Annotated in this window: 20 protein-coding genes and 1 riboswitch; of the genes, 9 read left to right on the top strand and 11 right to left on the bottom strand. The window is 41.5% G+C overall.

Annotated features, from left to right (window positions below; genetic code table 11):
• The first annotated feature begins 19 nt into the window (after positions 1-19).
• Both MKY20_RS17445 and MKY20_RS17440 read left to right on the top strand, forming a co-directional pair.
• Positions 20-1,750, top strand: coding sequence for an AAA family ATPase (locus MKY20_RS17445; RefSeq protein WP_019379814.1), 1,731 nt, complete (start codon positions 20-22; stop codon positions 1,748-1,750).
• 201 nt (positions 1,751-1,951) lie between these two features.
• Positions 1,952-3,256, top strand: coding sequence for an ATP-binding protein (locus tag MKY20_RS17440; protein WP_341002159.1), 1,305 nt, complete (start codon positions 1,952-1,954; stop codon positions 3,254-3,256).
• Between the two features lie 125 nt (positions 3,257-3,381).
• On the opposite strand, the gene MKY20_RS17435 is transcribed toward MKY20_RS17440, so the two are convergent.
• From MKY20_RS17435 to queC, 9 genes are all read right to left on the bottom strand, one after another.
• Complete coding sequence (locus MKY20_RS17435) at positions 3,382-3,534, bottom strand: lmo0937 family membrane protein (RefSeq protein WP_019379812.1); 153 nt, start codon at positions 3,532-3,534, stop codon at positions 3,382-3,384.
• Between the two features lie 946 nt (positions 3,535-4,480).
• Positions 4,481-5,254, bottom strand: coding sequence for a divergent polysaccharide deacetylase family protein (locus tag MKY20_RS17430; protein ID WP_009334509.1), 774 nt, complete (start codon positions 5,252-5,254; stop codon positions 4,481-4,483).
• Positions 5,255-5,340: 86 nt separating this feature from the next.
• Positions 5,341-6,414, bottom strand: a complete 1,074-nt coding sequence (locus tag MKY20_RS17425) for an ABC transporter substrate-binding protein (protein ID WP_009334508.1) — start codon at positions 6,412-6,414, stop codon at positions 5,341-5,343.
• The gene (locus tag MKY20_RS17420) at positions 6,411-7,214 is read right to left on the bottom strand and encodes an ABC transporter permease (RefSeq protein WP_019379810.1); all 804 of its coding nucleotides are present in this window, start codon (positions 7,212-7,214) and stop codon (positions 6,411-6,413) included. Before MKY20_RS17420 ends, MKY20_RS17425 begins: the two co-directional genes overlap by 4 nt.
• On the bottom strand, positions 7,214-8,017 hold the full coding sequence (locus MKY20_RS17415) for an ABC transporter permease (RefSeq protein ID WP_009334506.1): 804 nt from the start codon (positions 8,015-8,017) through the stop codon (positions 7,214-7,216). The genes MKY20_RS17420 and MKY20_RS17415 overlap by 1 nt, the downstream gene beginning before the upstream one ends.
• Positions 8,007-9,113, bottom strand: a complete 1,107-nt coding sequence (locus MKY20_RS17410) for an ABC transporter ATP-binding protein (protein WP_009334505.1) — start codon at positions 9,111-9,113, stop codon at positions 8,007-8,009. Before MKY20_RS17410 ends, MKY20_RS17415 begins: the two co-directional genes overlap by 11 nt.
• A gap of 147 nt (positions 9,114-9,260) precedes the next feature.
• Positions 9,261-9,992 carry a 7-carboxy-7-deazaguanine synthase QueE gene (queE, locus tag MKY20_RS17405; RefSeq protein ID WP_009334504.1) on the bottom strand — a complete coding sequence of 244 codons (732 nt, stop codon included), beginning with the start codon at positions 9,990-9,992 and terminating at the stop codon, positions 9,261-9,263.
• Positions 9,985-10,461, bottom strand: coding sequence for a 6-carboxytetrahydropterin synthase QueD (gene queD, locus MKY20_RS17400; RefSeq protein ID WP_009334503.1), 477 nt, complete (start codon positions 10,459-10,461; stop codon positions 9,985-9,987). Before queD ends, queE begins: the two co-directional genes overlap by 8 nt.
• A gap of 3 nt (positions 10,462-10,464) precedes the next feature.
• Positions 10,465-11,124, bottom strand: coding sequence for a 7-cyano-7-deazaguanine synthase QueC (gene queC / locus MKY20_RS17395; protein WP_009334502.1), 660 nt, complete (start codon positions 11,122-11,124; stop codon positions 10,465-10,467).
• Positions 11,125-11,176: 52 nt separating this feature from the next.
• Positions 11,177-11,219: riboswitch (PreQ1 riboswitch) on the bottom strand.
• A 152-nt stretch (positions 11,220-11,371) separates the two neighbouring features.
• Between queC and MKY20_RS17390 the strand changes: the two genes are divergently transcribed.
• The gene (locus MKY20_RS17390) at positions 11,372-11,500 is read left to right on the top strand and encodes a hypothetical protein (RefSeq protein WP_019379809.1); all 129 of its coding nucleotides are present in this window, start codon (positions 11,372-11,374) and stop codon (positions 11,498-11,500) included.
• A gap of 49 nt (positions 11,501-11,549) precedes the next feature.
• Here MKY20_RS17390 and MKY20_RS17385 read toward each other — a convergent pair whose 3' ends face one another.
• The gene (locus tag MKY20_RS17385; protein WP_226280726.1) at positions 11,550-12,272 is read right to left on the bottom strand and encodes a CBS domain-containing protein; all 723 of its coding nucleotides are present in this window, start codon (positions 12,270-12,272) and stop codon (positions 11,550-11,552) included.
• A 336-nt stretch (positions 12,273-12,608) separates the two neighbouring features.
• Between MKY20_RS17385 and pxpB the strand changes: the two genes are divergently transcribed.
• From pxpB to MKY20_RS17360, 5 genes are all read left to right on the top strand, one after another.
• The gene (gene pxpB, locus MKY20_RS17380) at positions 12,609-13,319 is read left to right on the top strand and encodes a 5-oxoprolinase subunit PxpB (protein ID WP_341003389.1); all 711 of its coding nucleotides are present in this window, start codon (positions 12,609-12,611) and stop codon (positions 13,317-13,319) included.
• Entirely contained in the window at positions 13,316-14,326 is a 1,011-nt protein-coding gene (locus MKY20_RS17375) for a 5-oxoprolinase subunit C family protein (protein ID WP_009334499.1), read from the top strand. The genes pxpB and MKY20_RS17375 overlap by 4 nt, the downstream gene beginning before the upstream one ends.
• 1 nt (position 14,327) lies before the next feature.
• Complete coding sequence (locus MKY20_RS17370; RefSeq protein WP_019379805.1) at positions 14,328-15,098, top strand: LamB/YcsF family protein; 771 nt, start codon at positions 14,328-14,330, stop codon at positions 15,096-15,098.
• A gap of 269 nt (positions 15,099-15,367) precedes the next feature.
• Positions 15,368-16,558, top strand: coding sequence for an NRAMP family divalent metal transporter (locus MKY20_RS17365; protein WP_341002151.1), 1,191 nt, complete (start codon positions 15,368-15,370; stop codon positions 16,556-16,558).
• Between the two features lie 20 nt (positions 16,559-16,578).
• A complete protein-coding gene (locus tag MKY20_RS17360) occupies positions 16,579-17,370 on the top strand; it encodes a putative hydro-lyase (RefSeq protein ID WP_009334496.1) in 792 nt (263 codons plus the stop codon).
• Between the two features lie 25 nt (positions 17,371-17,395).
• On the opposite strand, the gene MKY20_RS17355 is transcribed toward MKY20_RS17360, so the two are convergent.
• On the bottom strand, positions 17,396-18,538 hold the full coding sequence (locus MKY20_RS17355; protein WP_009334495.1) for a metallophosphoesterase: 1,143 nt from the start codon (positions 18,536-18,538) through the stop codon (positions 17,396-17,398).
• Positions 18,539-18,702: 164 nt separating this feature from the next.
• Between MKY20_RS17355 and MKY20_RS17350 the strand changes: the two genes are divergently transcribed.
• Positions 18,703-18,900: a hypothetical protein gene (locus MKY20_RS17350; protein WP_009334494.1), complete on the top strand. Its 198-nt coding sequence runs from the start codon at positions 18,703-18,705 to the stop codon at positions 18,898-18,900.
• The last annotated feature ends 161 nt before the right edge of the window (positions 18,901-19,061 follow it).

The following is a 19,061-nucleotide window of genomic DNA, read 5'->3' as shown; positions in this document are numbered from 1 at the left end:
TTAATGAGGAGGGAAATAGTTGAAATCACGTCTTAAGAAGCCTTCGACGATTGTTTCTATTGCATTGGTGATCACGGTGATTTTGGCGGCGGTTATTTGGACCGTACAAGCAGGAAAAAAGGATGTGACAGTCCCGTTTTCTTCTGTGGAAAAAATTATTGCCTCCCAGGATGGGAAGACTGTTGCAGTACAGGAATATAAAAATGGGAAACTGCTGATCACAGCCCCTGATGGCGAGTACATCTCCCATGTGCCCCCCAACAGTGAGATGGTTGATAAATTAGTAGAAACCTATAATATACAATATACGTTCGCAAACACAGGACCTTATACCCCTTGGATTCTGGGCGGTGTAGTCCTTTTGTTTATAGCCATTGGCATTTACCTGTTTAAGTCAGGAAAAGGCGGAATGGGCGCTACAAATACTATGAAGCAAAGTGTATCTAAGCCAAAGGCCCTTCCTTCCATTTCACTTGAGGATGTTGGCGGAATTCAGGAAGAAATGAAAGAGGAAATCATGCAGACTCTTTCAATTTTAAAAGAACCTGAGCGCTCCCTGAAGATGGGGATTAAGCCGCCAAAGGGAATTCTGTTATACGGGCCTCCTGGAACGGGGAAAACGTTGCTGGCTCAGGCAATCGCTAAAGAGCTTGGAGCTACTTTTTTCTCAACCAGCGGTTCCGGTTTTAATGAATTGTTCGTTGGTGTGGGAGCATCCCGTGTAAGAAATCTTTTCCAAAATGCAAGAAAGCATGCCCCTGCTGTTGTCTTCATTGACGAAGTAGATGCACTGGCAGGCAGAAGAAAGCAGCATGGCGGGGAAGAAAGTGAAAAAACATTAACTGAGCTGCTAGTTCAGCTTGACGGCGGATATTCCAATGATGGAATACTATTTATTGCAGCGACAAACAGGAAGGATATGCTCGATGAAGCCTTCCTCCGTCCTGGGCGTATTGACTTCTCCTTCAATGTCCCTCTTCCGGATACAAAGGGCCGAAGAGAGATTATCAATATTCACACGAAAAATAGATTACTTGCTGAGGATGTCATGACAACACTTGGCGATCTGGCAGAAAGCACTTCTGGATTCTCGGGAGCAGATCTTCATTCCCTTTTTGAAACGGCAAGCCGCAGAGCTGTCCGTAACGGCCAGGAAATTATCTCTAAGGATGATTTGGATTATGCGCTGGATCGGACCATTTTGGGAACTACCACCCGTGCATTGCAGGATCCCGGCACGAAGCAGCGGGTGGCCATACACGAAGCTGGCCATGCTTTAGTGGCTGCTTTAACAAAACCAGGATCCGTCCGAAAAGCAACCATCATTCCCCGAGGTGAAGCTCTTGGTTACGTGGCCCCCATTCAAAAAGAACTTCACTTATCGACAACAAGTGAATTGCTTGATCAAGTTGCCATGATTCTCGCTGGCGGTGTATCAGAACGAATGATTCTTGGCGAGCATAGCATTGGAGTAAGCGGTGACGTAAAACAAGCCAAGCATATCATTGAGCAAATGGTTGATACCGGGTTACTGGATAACGGCTTTGAGCTTACTTTTAACAAAGGTCAAAAAGAAGCAAAAATGCAGGATCTTTTCCAGAAAGCACTGGAAAGATGCGAATTGATCATCGCAAATCATCAGCCTCAATTTGAAACGCTGGTAGAGGCCCTTCTTGAAAAAGAAACTCTTGAAGGCAGTGAAGTCCAGAAGATTGTTGGAGAATTGAAGACTGAAATGGTACTGGCATGATGAGAAACCGGCCCACTATGGGCCGGTTTTTTATAATGGAACTGCGGGTCATTTGTAAATAATCAAATTAACCCATAATAATGTTATGTAAACAAATGGTTCTTTCATATAACCAGAATAAATAAATGTTCCCATATAAAGGATTCTTCCTTTCTTTTGTTTAATTACTAATATTACCTACATAATGGAGGAATGGTTCTTTTGTATGATTTTACAGCTGACTTGATTTTTCACTTTCTGATTATGATCATGATCCCTTTTATCCATAAAATCTCTTCTTATCGGGGGGATTACTGGAAGACTTCTGCCCCGCTTTTATCTGTTCTTTTTTTAGCACTTTTCCTCACTATGACTTTTCCTGTGGAAATTGCAGGCGGTCAGTTTTTTGACTTGAAATTTATTCCTGTTTTTGTCGCCTATTTTTACATTAAGCCCCGTGCAGGCTTCCTGACTATTTTTGCATTGATTTCTTTTAAGGGCTTTTTTTCACCAGGAGATATTTGGATTGCGCTTGTAAATTACACAATAATTTCTGTGCTTTTTTTCTATGCGTCAAAAATCTATAAAAAATGTACATTTAGGCAAAAACTCAGTATAGCAGTTTTATTTTATCTTCCCATTACGATAACCAGGTATGTTATTTTCCTCCAAAAGGATATAAACGAAGACGCTGTATACTTACTATTGTTTTCAGCAGTTTCCATTATGACGCTTTCTATAATCATCTATTTGATTGAAATGAATCTGGTTCAGGAAAATATGATGGAAAAACTGAGAAATGCCGAAAAAATCAATGCAATCAGTCAGCTGGCTGCGTCAGTCGCCCATGAAATTAGGAATCCAATGACTACTGTAAGAGGTTTTCTGCAAATGCTTAAAAATGAAAAAAACCTGACTGCAGATCAAAAGACATTTATTAAAGTTTCTTTGGAAGAGCTGGACAGAACCAATCATATTATTAGTGATTTCCTCTCACTTGCACGCCCGGAAACTTCTGTTGCCAGTAAAGTTTCACTTTCCGGATTATTATTTGAGGTGGCTGATTTTATGCGGCCATATGGACTGATGACAAAGGTTGAAATAAGGACAAGTATTTTTGAAGGCATTTTTATCATGGGTAATCCGAATGAAATAAAGCAATTATTTATAAACTTAATGAAAAATAGTATAGAAGCCATGCCTGATGGCGGTATTCTAGAGGTTTCAGCATTCAAAAGAAATACTACAGCAGATATACAAATTAAAGATGAAGGTGTCGGAATGTCGAAAGAAAAGCTTCAAATGCTCGGTCAGCCCTATTACTCAACGAAAACAAAAGGAACCGGCTTAGGGTTAATGATATCTTTTGACATCATCAATCGTTTGAAAGGAAAATATTTAATAGAGAGCACACAGAATAAAGGAACCAGCTTTACTATTTCGCTGCCTCTATATTACTCGCCTGAAGAGATACGGCAGCCTTCTTTCCAGAACATGTCTGAAGGTCAGCGTATGAATGAGCGTTAACTCCATATTCCCTGAATGGGAATCTTTCCGAAAATAAATGATCGCCAGCACAGGGTAGCTTAATCGTGATGGATCAAATACATTAACTTTAAAAAAAGCCTCCAAAATCTGAAGGCTTTTTTCATTTATCCTCTGCCGGATGCACGGCCTCTTATAAAGTTTACAACAAAGATGATCGCTGCTATTACCAGCAGTATATGAATGATGCCTCCTGCTACTTTAAATATTAATCCGAGTATCCATAATACAAGCAAAATACCTGCTATAGTCCAAAGCATGCAATTCACCCCTTCCTGTTGATTTAATATTTACATACCCCTAACAACCGGGACAAAATCATGAGTAAATGAAAAAAAAAACATTGCCGCACTTTTTACAGTTCTGACAATGTTATGTTTTGCAGTGGATGGATATTATTATTCAGAGAGTATTGCATTTTCCAGTTCTTTTGCAGCAGCCCCGATTGGCAATTTCTTTTAATGAGGATGCTTCACTTTTTTTCAAATCCTTAAGCTTGTGATAAAACGTTTTCCATGCCTGCTCCCTTTTCTCAAAAGAAATAAATGCACCATCTTTGCCATTTCAACAGCAAAATCCATTAACATCTCAGGCATCTTTTTTCTCGGTCATTCTAACCCTTATCATTGTTACAATGATGTATCTCTTTTAAAAAGGTGCCGGACACCCATGCCACACAAGTTCAGTAAGATCATACAAAACCTTCCTGTATTCAGGGAAGTTTTGCTGCATCCTTTTTGCATCACTGCATATACTATATTCACGGTCGCCCACCTCTTCTAACATCGCTTCGTTGCGGGACTAACCAGACCGGAATGTGGGCGGCCACCTTTTAGGATTTAAGCCGTATTTCACCATTGCACCGTTTTATTACACACCATGAACAAAGCTGCAAACCACACCAGGCTTGCAGCTTTTATTTATAGTAAATTATAAAATGGAACTGTGTGAATCACTCTGTGGAAAGATTGCATCTACCTCCAGCGCCTAGCCCCTCGGGTCATAAGCCAAATCACTCCAGAAATCAGGACAAGGAACGCTTCGTCATCGGATACATCGCCCGACCAAAGCTGCTTTGGAAGGTTTCCTGCGTGATTCGTCATATGCCTGTCGGACTTGCACAGGATGTGCCGGCTTCAACGTTCGCCACAGGACGTGGCGGTTTTTAGTTGACGTTTACCCTGATCAAGGAGCTTCCGCTTTAGTTCAAGGACCTTCGTCAATAAGTTCATAGCCTGGAATCAGTTCTGAGAGCGGCACTATTTCTGCTTTCTCTTTATAAACAGGTATATACTCTTTAAGCACATTAACCATCTTTGTACCTGTGATGCCGACATGGCCAATTGCGATAATGCGTTCATTTTTCACCAGTTTTTCTGCAAGTCTGTCAGCCTGTTTTGTAATATGGGCAGTAGTGTATATGTCATCGAAGAAAATATTGTTTTCTACATATGGTACACCGATTTCTTTTGCCAGTTTGCCGACGACGCTTTTGCCGGTTGTTTTGCTGTCAAGATAAAATAATCCGTGTTCTTTGCATACTTTAAGGACAATTCTCATGACCCGCTCATTCTCAGTGGCTCTTGAACCCATATGGTGATTCATCCCGACCGCATGCGGCACTTCTTTGATGGCACTCTCTACCCTGCTGCGGATTTCTTCATCAGTTAAATCTGTTGTGATTGCCCCCGGACCAAGCCAGCTCCTCTTTCCTCTTTTCGGCTCCATTGGCATATGAACGATCACTTCATGTCCATTTTCACTTGCCAGTTCTGCATCTTCTTTTGTCGTTGGCATGAAAGGCATGATGGCAACTGTTAAGGTCACCGGAAGCTCCATCATTTCTGCTGTTCCCTTCATGTTGTTTCCCAGATCGTCAATGACAATCGCCAATTCAGGTTTTAGCGGGGCAGCACTTATGGAATTCCCTATACTTGCGAATGAAAAAATCAATAAAAATATACTGATGAATATTTTCATTTTCCATCCTCCTTTGAGCTAGCATTCCCTGATTCTTTAAAACAGTTCCAATGCAAAAACTGCCAGGAATTGATCCTGGCAGCACTTTATTTTTTATGCATTTTAAATTCAAGGAAAAGCTCGTTATAATAAGCAAGCATTCTTTTTCCCAGGTTCTCATAAACCTCCAGCCGAGCTGTCATTTCTTCATCCGGATAGAATCGTTCATCTGAAATTGTTTCTTCGTCCATATATTTCAGCGCTTCTTTATTCGGCGTTGAATATCCAACGTATTCTGTATTTTGTGCCGCATTTTCCGGGTCAAGGATGAAATTCATAAACTGGTGGGCTGCTTCCGGGTTTTTGGCAGTCTTAGGGATGACCATATTATCAAACCAAAGATTGGAGCCTTCTTCCGGAAGTACATATTCCAGATTATCCTTCTCCCACATGAGTTCCTGAGCCGTGCCGGACCAGACCACCCCAATGCCGGCTTCATCATTTTCCATCAGCATTCTGATTTCATCACCGACAATGGCTTTAATGTTAGGAGTAAGACTATCGAGCTTTTGTTTAGCTTCGACCAAATGGTCTCTATTTTTGTCATTCAGCGAATAATGGAGACTGTTGAGACCCATGCCCATTACTTCCCTTGCCCCATCTATCAGCAGGATCTGGTTCTTTAATTCAGGGTCCCATAAATCATTCCAGCTTGTGATTTTTTTATCTCCTAAAATATCGGTGTTATAAAGAATTCCGACAGTACCCCAGAAATAGGGAATTGAATATTCATTCCCGGGATCAAAAGGCAGGTCCATAAAACGCTGATCGATATATTTCAGGTTCGGAATTTTTGAATGATCAACCGGCAAAAGCAGGTCTTCCTCTTTCATTTTTTCAATCGCATATTCAGATGGAACAGCAATATCATAAGCTGTGCCACCCTGTTCAATTTTCGTCATCATCGCTTCATTGGAATCGAATGTCTCATAGATGACTTTTATGCCTGTTTCCTGTTCGAATTTGTCCACCAAGTCTGCATCTATATAGTCGCCCCAATTAAAAATGGTCAAAGTATTTCCGCTTGTGTAGCCCTGGGAGGAATTCAGCCCTGAAGCGATGTACAATAAGGCAAATGAAACAATTAATACCGCGGCGAGTGCCTGAACAAGCTTCTTCATTGCCTTACCCCCATTCCATTCGGCTTATCATTTCGTTTCGTAATAAAGTAATAGCCTATTACCAGAATGATTGTAAATAGGAAAAGCAAAGCAGATAAAGCATTAATATTTAAAGAAACTCCCCGTCTTGCCAGTGAATAAATCTCAACAGACAAAGTGGTAAAGCCGTTGCCTGTAACAAAGAAAGTTACCGCAAAATCATCCAGGGAATACGTCAGGGCCATAAAAAAGCCAGCGAAAATTCCAGGAGTAATATAAGGGAGAATGACTTTGGTCAGCACATCGAATCTGCTTGCCCCAAGATCCATGGCTGCATAAATCATGGACGTGCTCATTTCTTCTATTTTAGGCAAAACCATCAGCACAACAATCGGTACACTAAAGGCTATGTGAGCAAGCAAAACAGATACAAATCCAAGCTTAAGTCCGATCATTGTAAACAGAATCAAAAACGAGGCGCCTATAATGACATCCGGACTGACAATCAGCACATTATTCAGTGACAGGAGCGTATTTTTCACTCTGCGTTTTCTAGCATAGGCAATGGCTAGTCCTCCAGCCACTCCAATAATGGTCGAAATCGCTGCAGATAAAAGGGCAATAATAATGGTGTTAAGGACAATGATGAGTAATCGGGCATCAGCAAACAGCTCCCGATACCAATCCAGGGTGAAACCTTCGAATTGATACATGGTCCCTCCGCTGTTGAATGAATAAAATATCAAGTAAAAGATCGGGGCGTACAGGATGATAAAGATAAGTGCCAAATAAATCGCCGGCCATTTCCTGTTCTTTTTCATTATAGGATCCCCCGCTTTCTTCTGCCTGTCAGCACCATAATGAACACCATTGCGATAATCAGAAATACGGCAATGGTCGAGCCCATTCCCCAGTCCTGTGTCACAAGGAAATGCTGTTCAATGGCTGTTCCAAGAGTGATGACACGGTTTCCTGCAATCAGCCTTGTCAGCATGAATAATGACAGTGCAGGGATAAAGACGATCTGGCATCCCGATTTCACGCCATCAAGTGTCAAAGGAAAAATTACGCGTTTAAATGTTACCCAGGAAGACCCGCCTAAATCATTGCTGGCATCAAGAAGGGTTGGATTCAGTTCATTCAGAGAATTAAATATCGGCAAAATCATGAAAGGAAGAAAGATGTATACTGACACAAAGATAAAGCTGAAATCAGTGAACAGAATTTGCCTGCCCCCTATTCCCATTGCATCCAAAAAGCTATTGGCTGCACCATATGTTCCAAAGATACCCAGGAATGCATAGGCTTTTAAAAGCAAATTAATCCACGATGGCAGTATAATTAATAAGAGCCACAGCTGCTTATGTTTCGTCTTAGTAAGCAAATAAGCTGTCGGATAAGCGATCAGCAATGAAAATAACGTTATTAAAAAGGCATACCAAAAGGAGCTTAAAGTCATTTTTAAATAAACGGGTGTAAAGAACTTTCTATAATTCTCCAAAGTGAAGTGCCCTTCAATATCAAAAAACGAATAATACAGAACAAGAAGCAATGGCGCTACTACAAAGAGAGCAATCCAAAGGACATAAGGAATTAAATAAAAGTTGCGGGAATTAGTTCTCATGGCTTTCCTCTTCATAAGCTTCAAGACGCTTATCAAATTCCTCTTCTGTTTCCCCGTGCCTCATGACGTGTATTGCTTCGGGATCGAAATGAAGGCCAATTTGATCCCCGACTGTCGCCTTTTTCGTTGAATGGACCAGCCACTCATTGCCATCGCTGTCATAGCAGCTGATTTCATAATGGACTCCCCTAAAGAGCTGGGAGTCAACTTGTACCTTCAGTTTCCCATCTTCCGGTGCGGTAATAGCCAGGTCTTCAGGGCGGATGACGATCTCAACATCTTCGTTTGGCTCAAAGCCCCCATCAACACACTCAAATAATTTGCCGGCAAACTTCACCAGATAGTCTTGGATCATCGTTCCAGCAACGATATTTGATTCCCCAATAAAATCTGCTACGAAACGATTGATCGGCTCATCATAAATATCAGTAGGAGTTCCGCTTTGCTCGATGCTTCCGCTGTTAAGTACGAAAATTTCATCTGACATGGCTAATGCTTCTTCCTGGTCATGTGTGACGAAAATAAACGTAATGCCCAGATTTCTCTGCAGTTCCCTCAGCTCATATTGCATTTCGGTCCGCAGCTTTAAATCAAGTGCGGATAAAGGTTCATCAAGGAGAATAACCTCTGGTTCATTGACAATGGCACGCGCGATGGCAACACGCTGGCGCTGTCCACCTGACATTTCTTTGATTTCACGATTTTCGTAGCCTTCAAGGTTTACAAATCTTAGCGCTTCCTTTACTTTCCTCTCAATATCGGCATTCTTCATTTTTTTGATTTTTAAACCGAATGCAATATTTTCATACACATTCAAATGCGGAAATAGAGCGTAATCCTGAAAAACGGTGTTTACTTGCCTTTTGTTGGCTGGAACATTATTTATTATTCGCCCATTAAAATAAATGTCCCCTTCGGAAGGTTCAGTAAATCCGGCAATCAATCGCAATATGGTCGTTTTCCCGCAGCCCGATGGCCCTAAAAGGGTATAGAACTTCCCGCGCTCAATTTCAAAGCTGACATTTTTTAAAACTGGCGGATCATTATCATATCTTTTTGTAACGGAATTAAATCGAATAATGGTGTTATCTGTCATCTAACTCTCCCTATCTATAGAAATTTACAGCACTAATGTATTGTTAAGTTCAAACGTATAATATCATAAATTTCTCGGAATCTGTCATAAATTGTTGAACATCCTTTACAAAAAAAACCGCACCAATTGGTGCGGGATTAGCAGATACTACACTCCCCGCTTATTGCCCCATACATATGTATGCAGCTGCGGAAGTACTTTAACATCTGTCAAATCATTGTCATGTATCGTTTTTTCAATGAGCCAATCATATTTGTCAAGCAGTTTCTGCAATAAATTTCGGTCGTCAGCTGTAACAGTGTCATCATTTCCCACCTGCAGATAAAACGGAACACCGGGATAGCGCTTATGAATGTTTTTAGCGTATTCATAATCCTTATCATCAAAAACAACAATCTTCAGTGAGACCTGCTGTTCTGCCTTTCTTTTGGTCTGAAGATTATTCACAATATAACCGAGCACATCGAAGTCTGTTTTCATGCCTGAGCTCGGCGGTTTTGGGGATAGGGTCAGTTCATCAATTTCATAAAACCAATCCTGCCAGCGGCTCCCCTGTGTTTCCAGGCAGATCTTAATTTTTTCTGCTTTGAGCAAAGAAATGAGTTCACTCAAATTTTTTAAAAGTGCAGGATTACCCCCGGATATGGTCACAAAGGAAAATCCATCCCCACCCAGCTCTTTAAGCTCTTTCCAAATTTCATCCGGTTCCATTTGGCGGATGCTGTCTTTCGCACTTCCATCCCAGGTAAAGGATGAATCACACCAGCTGCATGAATAATCACATCCTGCTGTACGGACGAACATCGTTTTCTGGCCGATCACCATTCCTTCACCCTGAATGGTTGGTCCGAATATTTCGAGAACAGGAATCTTACTCAACCTCCATCCACTCCCTTCTTGCTTCCGCATAGCTTGTAGGAGTTTCAAAAAGGCGCACAAATTCTACTCTTGCACCAACATATTGCTCTTTTCTGTTTTGGAGGCTTTGTGCCATTTTTTCATAAATCCAGACAACCATATTCTCTGCTGTCGTATTCATTGGCGGCAGCGTTTCATTCAGATACTTGTGGTCAAGGAATATTTCAATTTCGTTTTTCCAAATTTTTTTAATGTCGCCGAAATCAATCATTAATCCTCTGTCATCCACGAATCCGCTTATGCCAAAAATCACCTTGTAGGTGTGCCCATGCAGGTTTTTGCATTTGCCTTCATAGCAATGCAGATGATGGGCTGAATCAAAAGTGAATTCCTTGCTGACCATTACACGCTTATGGTGGTATTTCAGCTGATCGGGTTTGATATCCTCATTTATCTTCTGCAGTTTATCAACAATCCTGAAACCGTACATGGCTTAAAGCTCCTCCTTTTCCTTGAGGTATTCTTCAAGGCCATTTTTCCTTAAATGGCATGCTGGACACTCACCGCAGCCATCAGCCGGAATTCCGTTATAGCATGTCAGTGTTTTCTCACGCACATAATCAAGGGCATTTAATTCATCTGCCAGCTTCCATGTCTCTGCTTTGTTGAGCCACATTAATGGTGTATGGATCACAAACTGTTCATCCATTGATAGATTAAGGGTGACATTCAATGATTTTATAAAAATATCCCTGCAGTCTGGGTAGCCGCTGAAATCTGTTTCACACACCCCGGTTATAATATGCTTTGCATTAATCTGACTGGCCAGCACACCAGCAAATGACAGGAATAAAAGGTTTCTCCCAGGCACAAATGTGGATGGAAGCCCGCCTTCCTCCCCATCCTTTACTTTAATCTCATCACGGGTTAGTGCATTTGGTGCCAGCTGATTCAATAGGGACATATCTAGAATGTGGTGCCTGATCCCCAGTTCCTTTGCTATTTGCTGTGCACATTCGATCTCCAGCTTATGACGCTGATTATAATTAAAAGTGACGGCTTCCACTTCTTCAAAACGTTCCTTTGCCCAGAATAAGCAAGTTGTACTATCCTGACCGCCACTGAACACAACGAGTGCTTTATCATTTTTCATATAAAAATTCTCCTTTAAATAGAAAAACAGGACCACTAAGAAAGCAGACCTGTTTTCCTTAGTTTTTTAAAGAGGGTAGCTAGAACCTCTACCGTGTACACGGATTTAGCTATTGAACTATCAGTTTATATTATCATCTTTATTGGCTTTTTAGAAGGCTTAAATTTATACAGTAAAAAAGTTTTATTATTCAAAATCGCGGGAAAGTAATAATGCAGCGCCAATTTCATAAGGAGGGACTGAAGCCATGATCAGGTTTACATCGACTTCACGCTATTCCTTTGGCATTGCAAAAAAAGGGACATTTATAAGAAGGTCTGCAGGAATGAATATTCAGGATAGGTCTACTCTGATGCGTCTGGGACTGCTGCAATAATCGGAACCGGCAAAAAAGGTGCAGCTATTGCTTGCACCTTTTTTGCGTTTTAATTTTCTGAATCGGCTTCCAGGAGGTCCCACGCTGTTATGATGCCTTTTGGTTTTTCGGTCGGCTTTCCGTTCTCGGTAACTATGATCCCTTCAAGCTTTTCATTTTTATTTCGGCAGTCCTCAAACATATCCTCTAATTCAAAGATAGATGTATGTTTGCCTGCAAACGAGATTTGATACTTTGATTTCTTGCTGAAAAGCTCTTTAATTCTCACCTTTTTCAACTGGATTGTTTCTTCTGTAAAGTGCTCTGCCATCCATTTCACGATATCTGCCGAAGTTAATAGCCATGAGTATTCCTCTTTTCTCGAGTAAATGGGGAATTGGGAGTGTGAAAATTTATTAATTATGGCCAGTACATCCGTTAGCTTGCCATCTTCATAAAAATAAAATACCGGAGTTGCAGCTATGGAAAGTGCGGTTTTTGGCTTTTCAAAATGGCCGGCAATCCTTTCAATCTTTTCTACCGTCTCGAGATGAGGCTCCGCAATATAATAATCAAGGTCTATTTTTTCATGGACAATGGCATTTCGCAGCTTGGCAAACTGATGCAAATCATCTTCATATAATCGAATCAGCGAATGATTTTTCTGTATTTCTATAAGTTTATAAAATCTATCTGTTCTGGCGTTTTTAGCAGATTGTTTTAAGGCTTTGTGAATACGGTTAAAGGCAGCCTCAAATCTTTCTGATAAGTTCATTTCTAAATCTGCTTCCAATATGATCTCTCCCTAAATGGTGATGTACCTCCTCTATTCCCAAAATGATGGACAAACTAAACTTTGAAGATATTGGTACGCCTTCTAGCAGAATAATTTGCACAAATAGAATTTTCAGTCTATTATATAATATTATATTCTTCTGCTAAGGACATTGCATAAATATATAACATTACTAATAAATGTTTTTCAATCAAGCATTAGAAGACATGATTTTCCCTTTTTTCAGAAAGAATAATGAATGAAATTCTTTTGAATAAAAATGAAGATTTATTATTACCAAATAATATTTTATTCCTCAGTACAAACAAATTTACTGCGAAAGCTGGTGAAATGATGAGATACACCCTTCACCCATTAGGGGATGATGCTGTTCTTGTTGAGCTTGGGAAAGAAATCAGCAAGGAAACTCATCAGAAAGTTCAGTCGCTGACTGCCTTTCTTGAAAAGTACCCTCCCGAATGGATGATTGAATACATACCTGCTTACACAACTGTAACCATGTTTTATAATCCATTTAAGGCCTATCAGCTTTCAAATGGCCAGCTCCCGTTTAATTTCGTGTGTTCACTGATTAAACCGCTTATTGAAGAGATGACGGAAAATAATATGCCGGAACCTGAAATTGTTGAAATCCCGGTATGCTATGGAGGAGAATTTGGGCCGGATCTTGATTTTGTGGCAGAGCATAATGGGATTACCCCCGAAGAAGTTATTGAATTTCACTCCTCAGGCAGCTACCTGGTCTATATGATTGGATTTGCACCAGGATTCCCTTTTATTGGCGGAATGTCAGAACAAATTGCCGCACCAAGACGGGATACGCCGCGTCTAAAGATTCCCGAGAGAACAGTGGGGATTGCCGGGATGCAGACGGGTATTTACCCCATCGAGACGCCAGGCGGCTGGCAGCTGATTGGGCGTACTCCTGTTAAATTGTTTCGGCCGACGGATGACTCCCCTACCCTACTCAAAGCAGGCGACCAAATCAAATTCAAGCCAATCAGTCTGGAAGAATACCATCATTGGGAGGAGACGGAACAATGATTAACGTTTTAAAGCCTGGACTCCTTTCTAGCATTCAGGACCTGGGGAGAACCGGCTATCAAAAGTTTGGCGTGATTTCCAGCGGGGCCATGGACCCATTTTCACACCGGATGGCCAATCTGCTGGCTGGAAACGAAGAAAATGATCCTGTTTTAGAAATAACGATGATGGGTCCAATTTTAACATTTGAAAAAGATACCCTCATTTCGATTTGCGGCGGTGACCTTTCCCCTTCCATCAATGGCCAGCCTGTTCGGACATGGAGATCCGTTTTTGTGAAAAAAGGCAGTGAACTTAAATTCGGCCGGTGCCGTAAAGGGTGCCGAGCCTATCTGGCTGCTGCGGGCGGATTTGCCGTACCTGATGTAATGAACAGCAAATCCACCTACCTGCGTGCAGGAATTGGCGGTTATAAAGGCAGAGCATTAAAGTCAGGAGACCTGCTGGAAACCGGCAAACCTTCTCTCCAATCATTGAAAATAACGGAGTATTTGACAAAACAGATTCTTGATAGGACTTTTGTTGAAAACGACTGGGGTATTGCATCAGAACTCATACCGGACACAGCGGCAAATCCAGAAATCAGAATAACAAGGGGCCGCCAATTTGATTTATTTTCCGAAGCAAGCCAGGTTCAGCTTTTCAAACATGCCTTTGAAGTTACCTCACAATCGGACAGGATGGGATATAGACTGAAAGGCCCTGCTCTTTCGCTGTCAGAACATGCTGAGCAAATATCTGAAGCCGTAAATTTTGGTTCCATTCAAGTTCCTCCGGATGGAAATCCGATTGTATTGCTGGCTGACCGGCAAACAACTGGAGGTTATCCAAAAATTGGACAGGTTGCTGCTGTCGACCTCCCCCTTCTGGCGCAGGCCAAACCCGGAGACTCCTTAAGTTTTGCAGAAATATCAAATGAACAGGCGCAGCAGTTATTAATTAATAGAGAAATGAAATTAAGGGAATTAAAGCAAGGCATATTTTTAAAAACAAGAGGAGGAAATTAAGATGCACATTGTAGACATTAATTGTGATATGGGAGAAAGCTTTGGTTCATACAAGATGGGGAGCGATGAGGAAATACTTGATTATATTACTTCTGCCAATATTGCATGCGGCTTTCATGCCGGCGACCCTGCGACCATGCGAAAAACAGTTAAGATGGCACTTGAGAAGAATGTTGGCCTGGGTGTCCATCCGGGACTCCAGGATCTGCATGGATTCGGCCGGAGGGATATAAACATAACCCCTCAGGAAGCTTATGACTTAGTGGTCTATCAAATTGGTGCTTTGTATGCCTTTGTTAAATCTGAAGGCGGAAAGCTTCAGCATGTAAAACCGCACGGTGCATTATTCAACATGGCCTCAAAAAGCGCACCATTATCAGAAGCAATCGCAGAAGCGGTTTATAAAGTGGATCCTGAACTGATTCTTTTCGGGCTCTCAGGAAGCGAATTAGTAAAAGCCGGCAGGAAAATTGGACTCCGCTCTGCAAATGAGGTGTTCTCAGACCGCACGTACCAGGAGGATGGAACTCTTACTTCAAGAAGGGAACACAATGCACTTATTACAGATCATAGCGAAGCTGTAAATCAGGTAATCCGCATGGTCAAGGAAGGAAAGGTTCATTCTGTCCAGGGTACTGACGTTTCCATTGAGGCCAATACGATATGCATCCATGGTGACGGGGAAAGCGCACTTGAATTTGCCCAATATATTCCGAAGGCACTGAATGAAGCAGGAATCCAGGTAGCGAAAATCAGCGAGTTTTTGAAATAAAACCGATATTCGTGGAAGTAATGAAAAGTTGGTGCCCCTTTAAGGAGACTTATTTATCTTGCGGGGATTCCGATGTTCTCATCGGGTTGAAATAGTGCATATGAGGTTTTAAAAAATAGCGTGCAGGCTTTTAGGGGCGATTGTCGGGAATAGTTCTGTTGAAGAAGAATACTCTAGCGCGAATGGAACTCAATCATTACAAATAGTGCTGATGCAAGGTAAAAGAAGCACGAAAGATAACCACAAATAGAATTATTGGGGGAAAATGAATGAAAAAGCAATCTAATGCCAGTCTTTTGCTGGGTGCGGCATTCCTTATGGCCACTTCTGCCATTGGACCAGGCTTTCTGACACAAACGACAGTATTTACAGAAACCCTGCTTGCGAGTTTTGGATTTGTAATTTTAATTTCTATTATTATCGATATTGGGGCACAGATGAATATCTGGCGAATCATAGCCGTTTCTGAAAAGCGCGCACAGGATATTGCCAACGATGTCCTTCCGGGAATGGGATATTTCCTTGCTGCCCTGATTGTCATGGGCGGTCTTGCTTTTAATATTGGGAATATTGCCGGTGCCGGGTTAGGTACAAATGTTATTTTCGGTATATCCCCTGAATTGGGCGCCCTTCTAAGCGGAATTTTGGCAATCGGCATCTTTCTTGTAAAAGAAGCGGGCAGATTAATGGACCGTTTCACACAGATTTTAGGATTTGTCATGATTGGATTAACTCTTTATGTAATGTTTACTGCACAGCCTCCTGTTGGTGAAGCTGTTGTCAAAACGTTCGTGCCGGATAAAATTGATATTCTGGCCATTATTACACTAGTCGGCGGAACGGTTGGCGGTTATATTACCTTCGCTGGCGGGCATCGTTTAATTGATGCTGGAGTCAAAGGAAAAGAAGCTCTGCCGGAAGTCACAAAGAGCTCTGTCAGTGCAATCGGGATTGCTTCCATTATGCGTATCTTCCTGTTCCTTGCCGCACTGGGTGTGGTTTCACAGGGCCTTGCACTCGATCCATCCAACCCTCCTGCTTCTGTCTTCCAGCTGGCAGCGGGGAATATTGGATATAAGATGTTTGGAGTAGTTATGTGGGCAGCTGCCATAACTTCTGTTGTCGGTGCAGCTTATACATCGGTCTCATTCATTCGGACATTGAGCCCTGCTGTCGAGAAATATCATAAATGGGTCATTGTCGGTTTTATCGCCATTTCTACATTTGTTTTTGTTTTGATTGGAAAACCGGTAAAAATATTGGTTTTAGTTGGTTCATTAAACGGGCTTATCCTGCCGATTGCACTAGGTGTAATGCTGATTGCTGCCTATAAAACCAAAATTGTCGGTGATTATAAACATCCCCTTTGGATGACGATTTTCGGAGTCATTATCGTGATAGCCATGTCTTACATGGGGGTTTATTCATTAATCAATGGTATCCCCGAGCTATTTAAATAAGCATGAAAGGAGATTTTCATATGATCACCCCTTCTCAATTGAATCCCGAAGAGGCGCGCAAATTAATCCGTGTAAAGGATTGGGATGATCCAACTGCAGGAATGGCTAATGGCTTTATTCAAGCTAATCTGGCTATATTGCCAAAGGAGCTGGCCTTTGAATTTCTGCTCTTCTGCCAGCGTAATCCTAAATCATGTCCAATCATTGATGTGACTGAACCAGGTTCACCAGTGCCAATGCTGTCAGCTCCAAATGCTGATATTAGAACCGACCTGCCAAAATACAGGGTATATAAAAACGGAGAGCTCGCTGAGGAACTTTCAGATATAACATCTTATTGGAATGATGATATGGTAGCATTTCTGCTCGGATGCAGTTTTACATTCGAAGACGCATTGCTCAAAAATAATATCCCTATCCGCCATATTGAGGAAAATCGGAATGTCCCGATGTATAAAACCAATATTGGCTGTGTGGGTGCAGGCCGGTTTGAAGGCCCGATGGTAGTGAGTATGCGTCCGATGACAGAAAAGGAAGCCATTAGGGCTGTACAGGTGACAAGCCGCTTCCCATCTGTCCATGGGGCCCCTGTCCATATTGGAAATCCAGAAGCAATCGGCATTAGCAATATCCAACGCCCAGATTTTGGGGACCCTGTGACCATTAAAGATGGAGAGGTACCGGTTTTCTGGGCCTGCGGGGTAACACCCCAGGCAGTTGCCATGCATGTGAAGCCGGAAATTATGATTACACATGCTCCGGGACATATGTTTATTACTGATTTGAAAAATGAGGAGTTTTCGGTTTTATAGGAAAAAGGCGTCCCATGGGCGCCTTTTACTTTTTATTTTTCAAATAATTCAGGGCATCATGATGATCTTTTTTCATAATCTGCTCAATTATTGGGTCTGCGGGTATTACTTCCCTGCTTTTTTTATTGATTGTCCGGTAAACGGGCCTGATCGACGAAAGACTGCTTTTAACTTTCCATTCGCTATCCTGGAAAACAATTTTCAAATCGATGAGACCAAGATGATTGCCCCAATATCCAGCTTGGACTGCAGCAGTTCCGTTAATGGTGCCAGTCTTTAAGTCGATTCCAGGCAGCTTTTGCAGTTCATCTTTGACAGGAAAAACAGAATGGCTGTGCCCGAATAGAATGGCATCTAATCCTTTAACCTTGCTGAGGGCATGAACTGAGTTGCCCTTTTTTTCATCCAGTCCTTTATCGGACTCTAGACCTGTATGGGCAAGAGCCACAATAATATCTGCCCCTTTGCTTTTCATAATAGGGATAAAATGCTCGGCAGTTTCCTTTATATTTTTCACTTTAAGGTTTCCGTGAAAATACTCCTTATTCCATTCCGCAACAATCGGTGTGATAAAGCCGATGACTCCAACTTTCAGCTTATGCTTCTCCCCGGCTGTATCTGTCACTTCTTTCTCTATAATGGTATAGGGATTAAAATAATTCAAATCATCCTCATCGAGCTGATTGCTGTCTTCAACATATATATTGGCATTGACATAAGGAAAGTTAGCCCCCCTGAGGCTTTCTTCCATAAAATCAATTCCGTAATTAAATTCATGATTTCCCACCGTAGCAGCATCATAAAGCAGAGTATTCATGGCTTTAAAAACAGGATGGACATTAGCCATGTCAAGCGGATGGCTTCTATAGGCATACTCATCGAGTCCGTTGCCTTCAAGAATGTCCCCATTATCAAATAGAAGGGAATTAGGAGACTCATTTCTTGCCTGTTTAATCAAGCTGGCCGTTCTTGAAAGCCCAAACTCCACTGTTTTCTTGCGGTCTTCGTAATCATAACCAATCATATTTCCATGCAAATCCGTTGTTTCCATCAGGCGCAGATGGATGGTTGGCGGTCCGGAGACTTCAGCTTCCGTCTGGTTCCAGACAATCAGCAGGGCTATGAATAATAACAGCGTGATTAAGTATTTTTTCATTCCCTTTTTCATTCCATCTCCCCCAGATGATCTAAGATAAGTTTTCTTATTTTCTCTCGATACATGAAAATTAATCAGAGATTGGGGGCTTAAGAAAAAAGAAGAAAAAAAGGAAAATTTTGAAACTTTTTATCATCCTATTCGTTATAAAAGAAAACAAAAATAGGAGGTCCTGCATGGTTAGACAAAAAAAATTCTGGGTTTGGGCATTGTTGTTCTTTATTTTAGAATCAATTTTAGCAGCGGGTATTTCGTTTTTTCTTCACTTCCCTCTGCTTGATACCATTGCCTACAGCAGCTTTATTCTTTTTGCATTAAGCCTATTTGCTTTTTCACAGGATGATGCCTGGACAAATAATGTGATTGCTGATTAAGCTAAATATGATGACTCATATGAATGAAGAAGAAAGAGCTGAATTTTTCATTCATATCAATCCGTTTCTTTCAGGGACATTTGCTTTTTTTATCGTTGGGATAATAATTACGGTGTATTTGTTTATAAGTTAATTTGTTGTTGTTTTAGTGTTTAATGATG

Origin of the sequence: Cytobacillus sp. FSL W8-0315 (assembly GCF_038002905.1) — a bacterium.
Taxonomy (GTDB): Bacteria; Bacillota; Bacilli; order Bacillales; family Cytobacillaceae; genus Cytobacillus; species Cytobacillus pseudoceanisediminis.
Note: the sequence above shows the minus strand (reverse complement) of the source record. Positions and strands in the feature narration are given on the sequence as shown.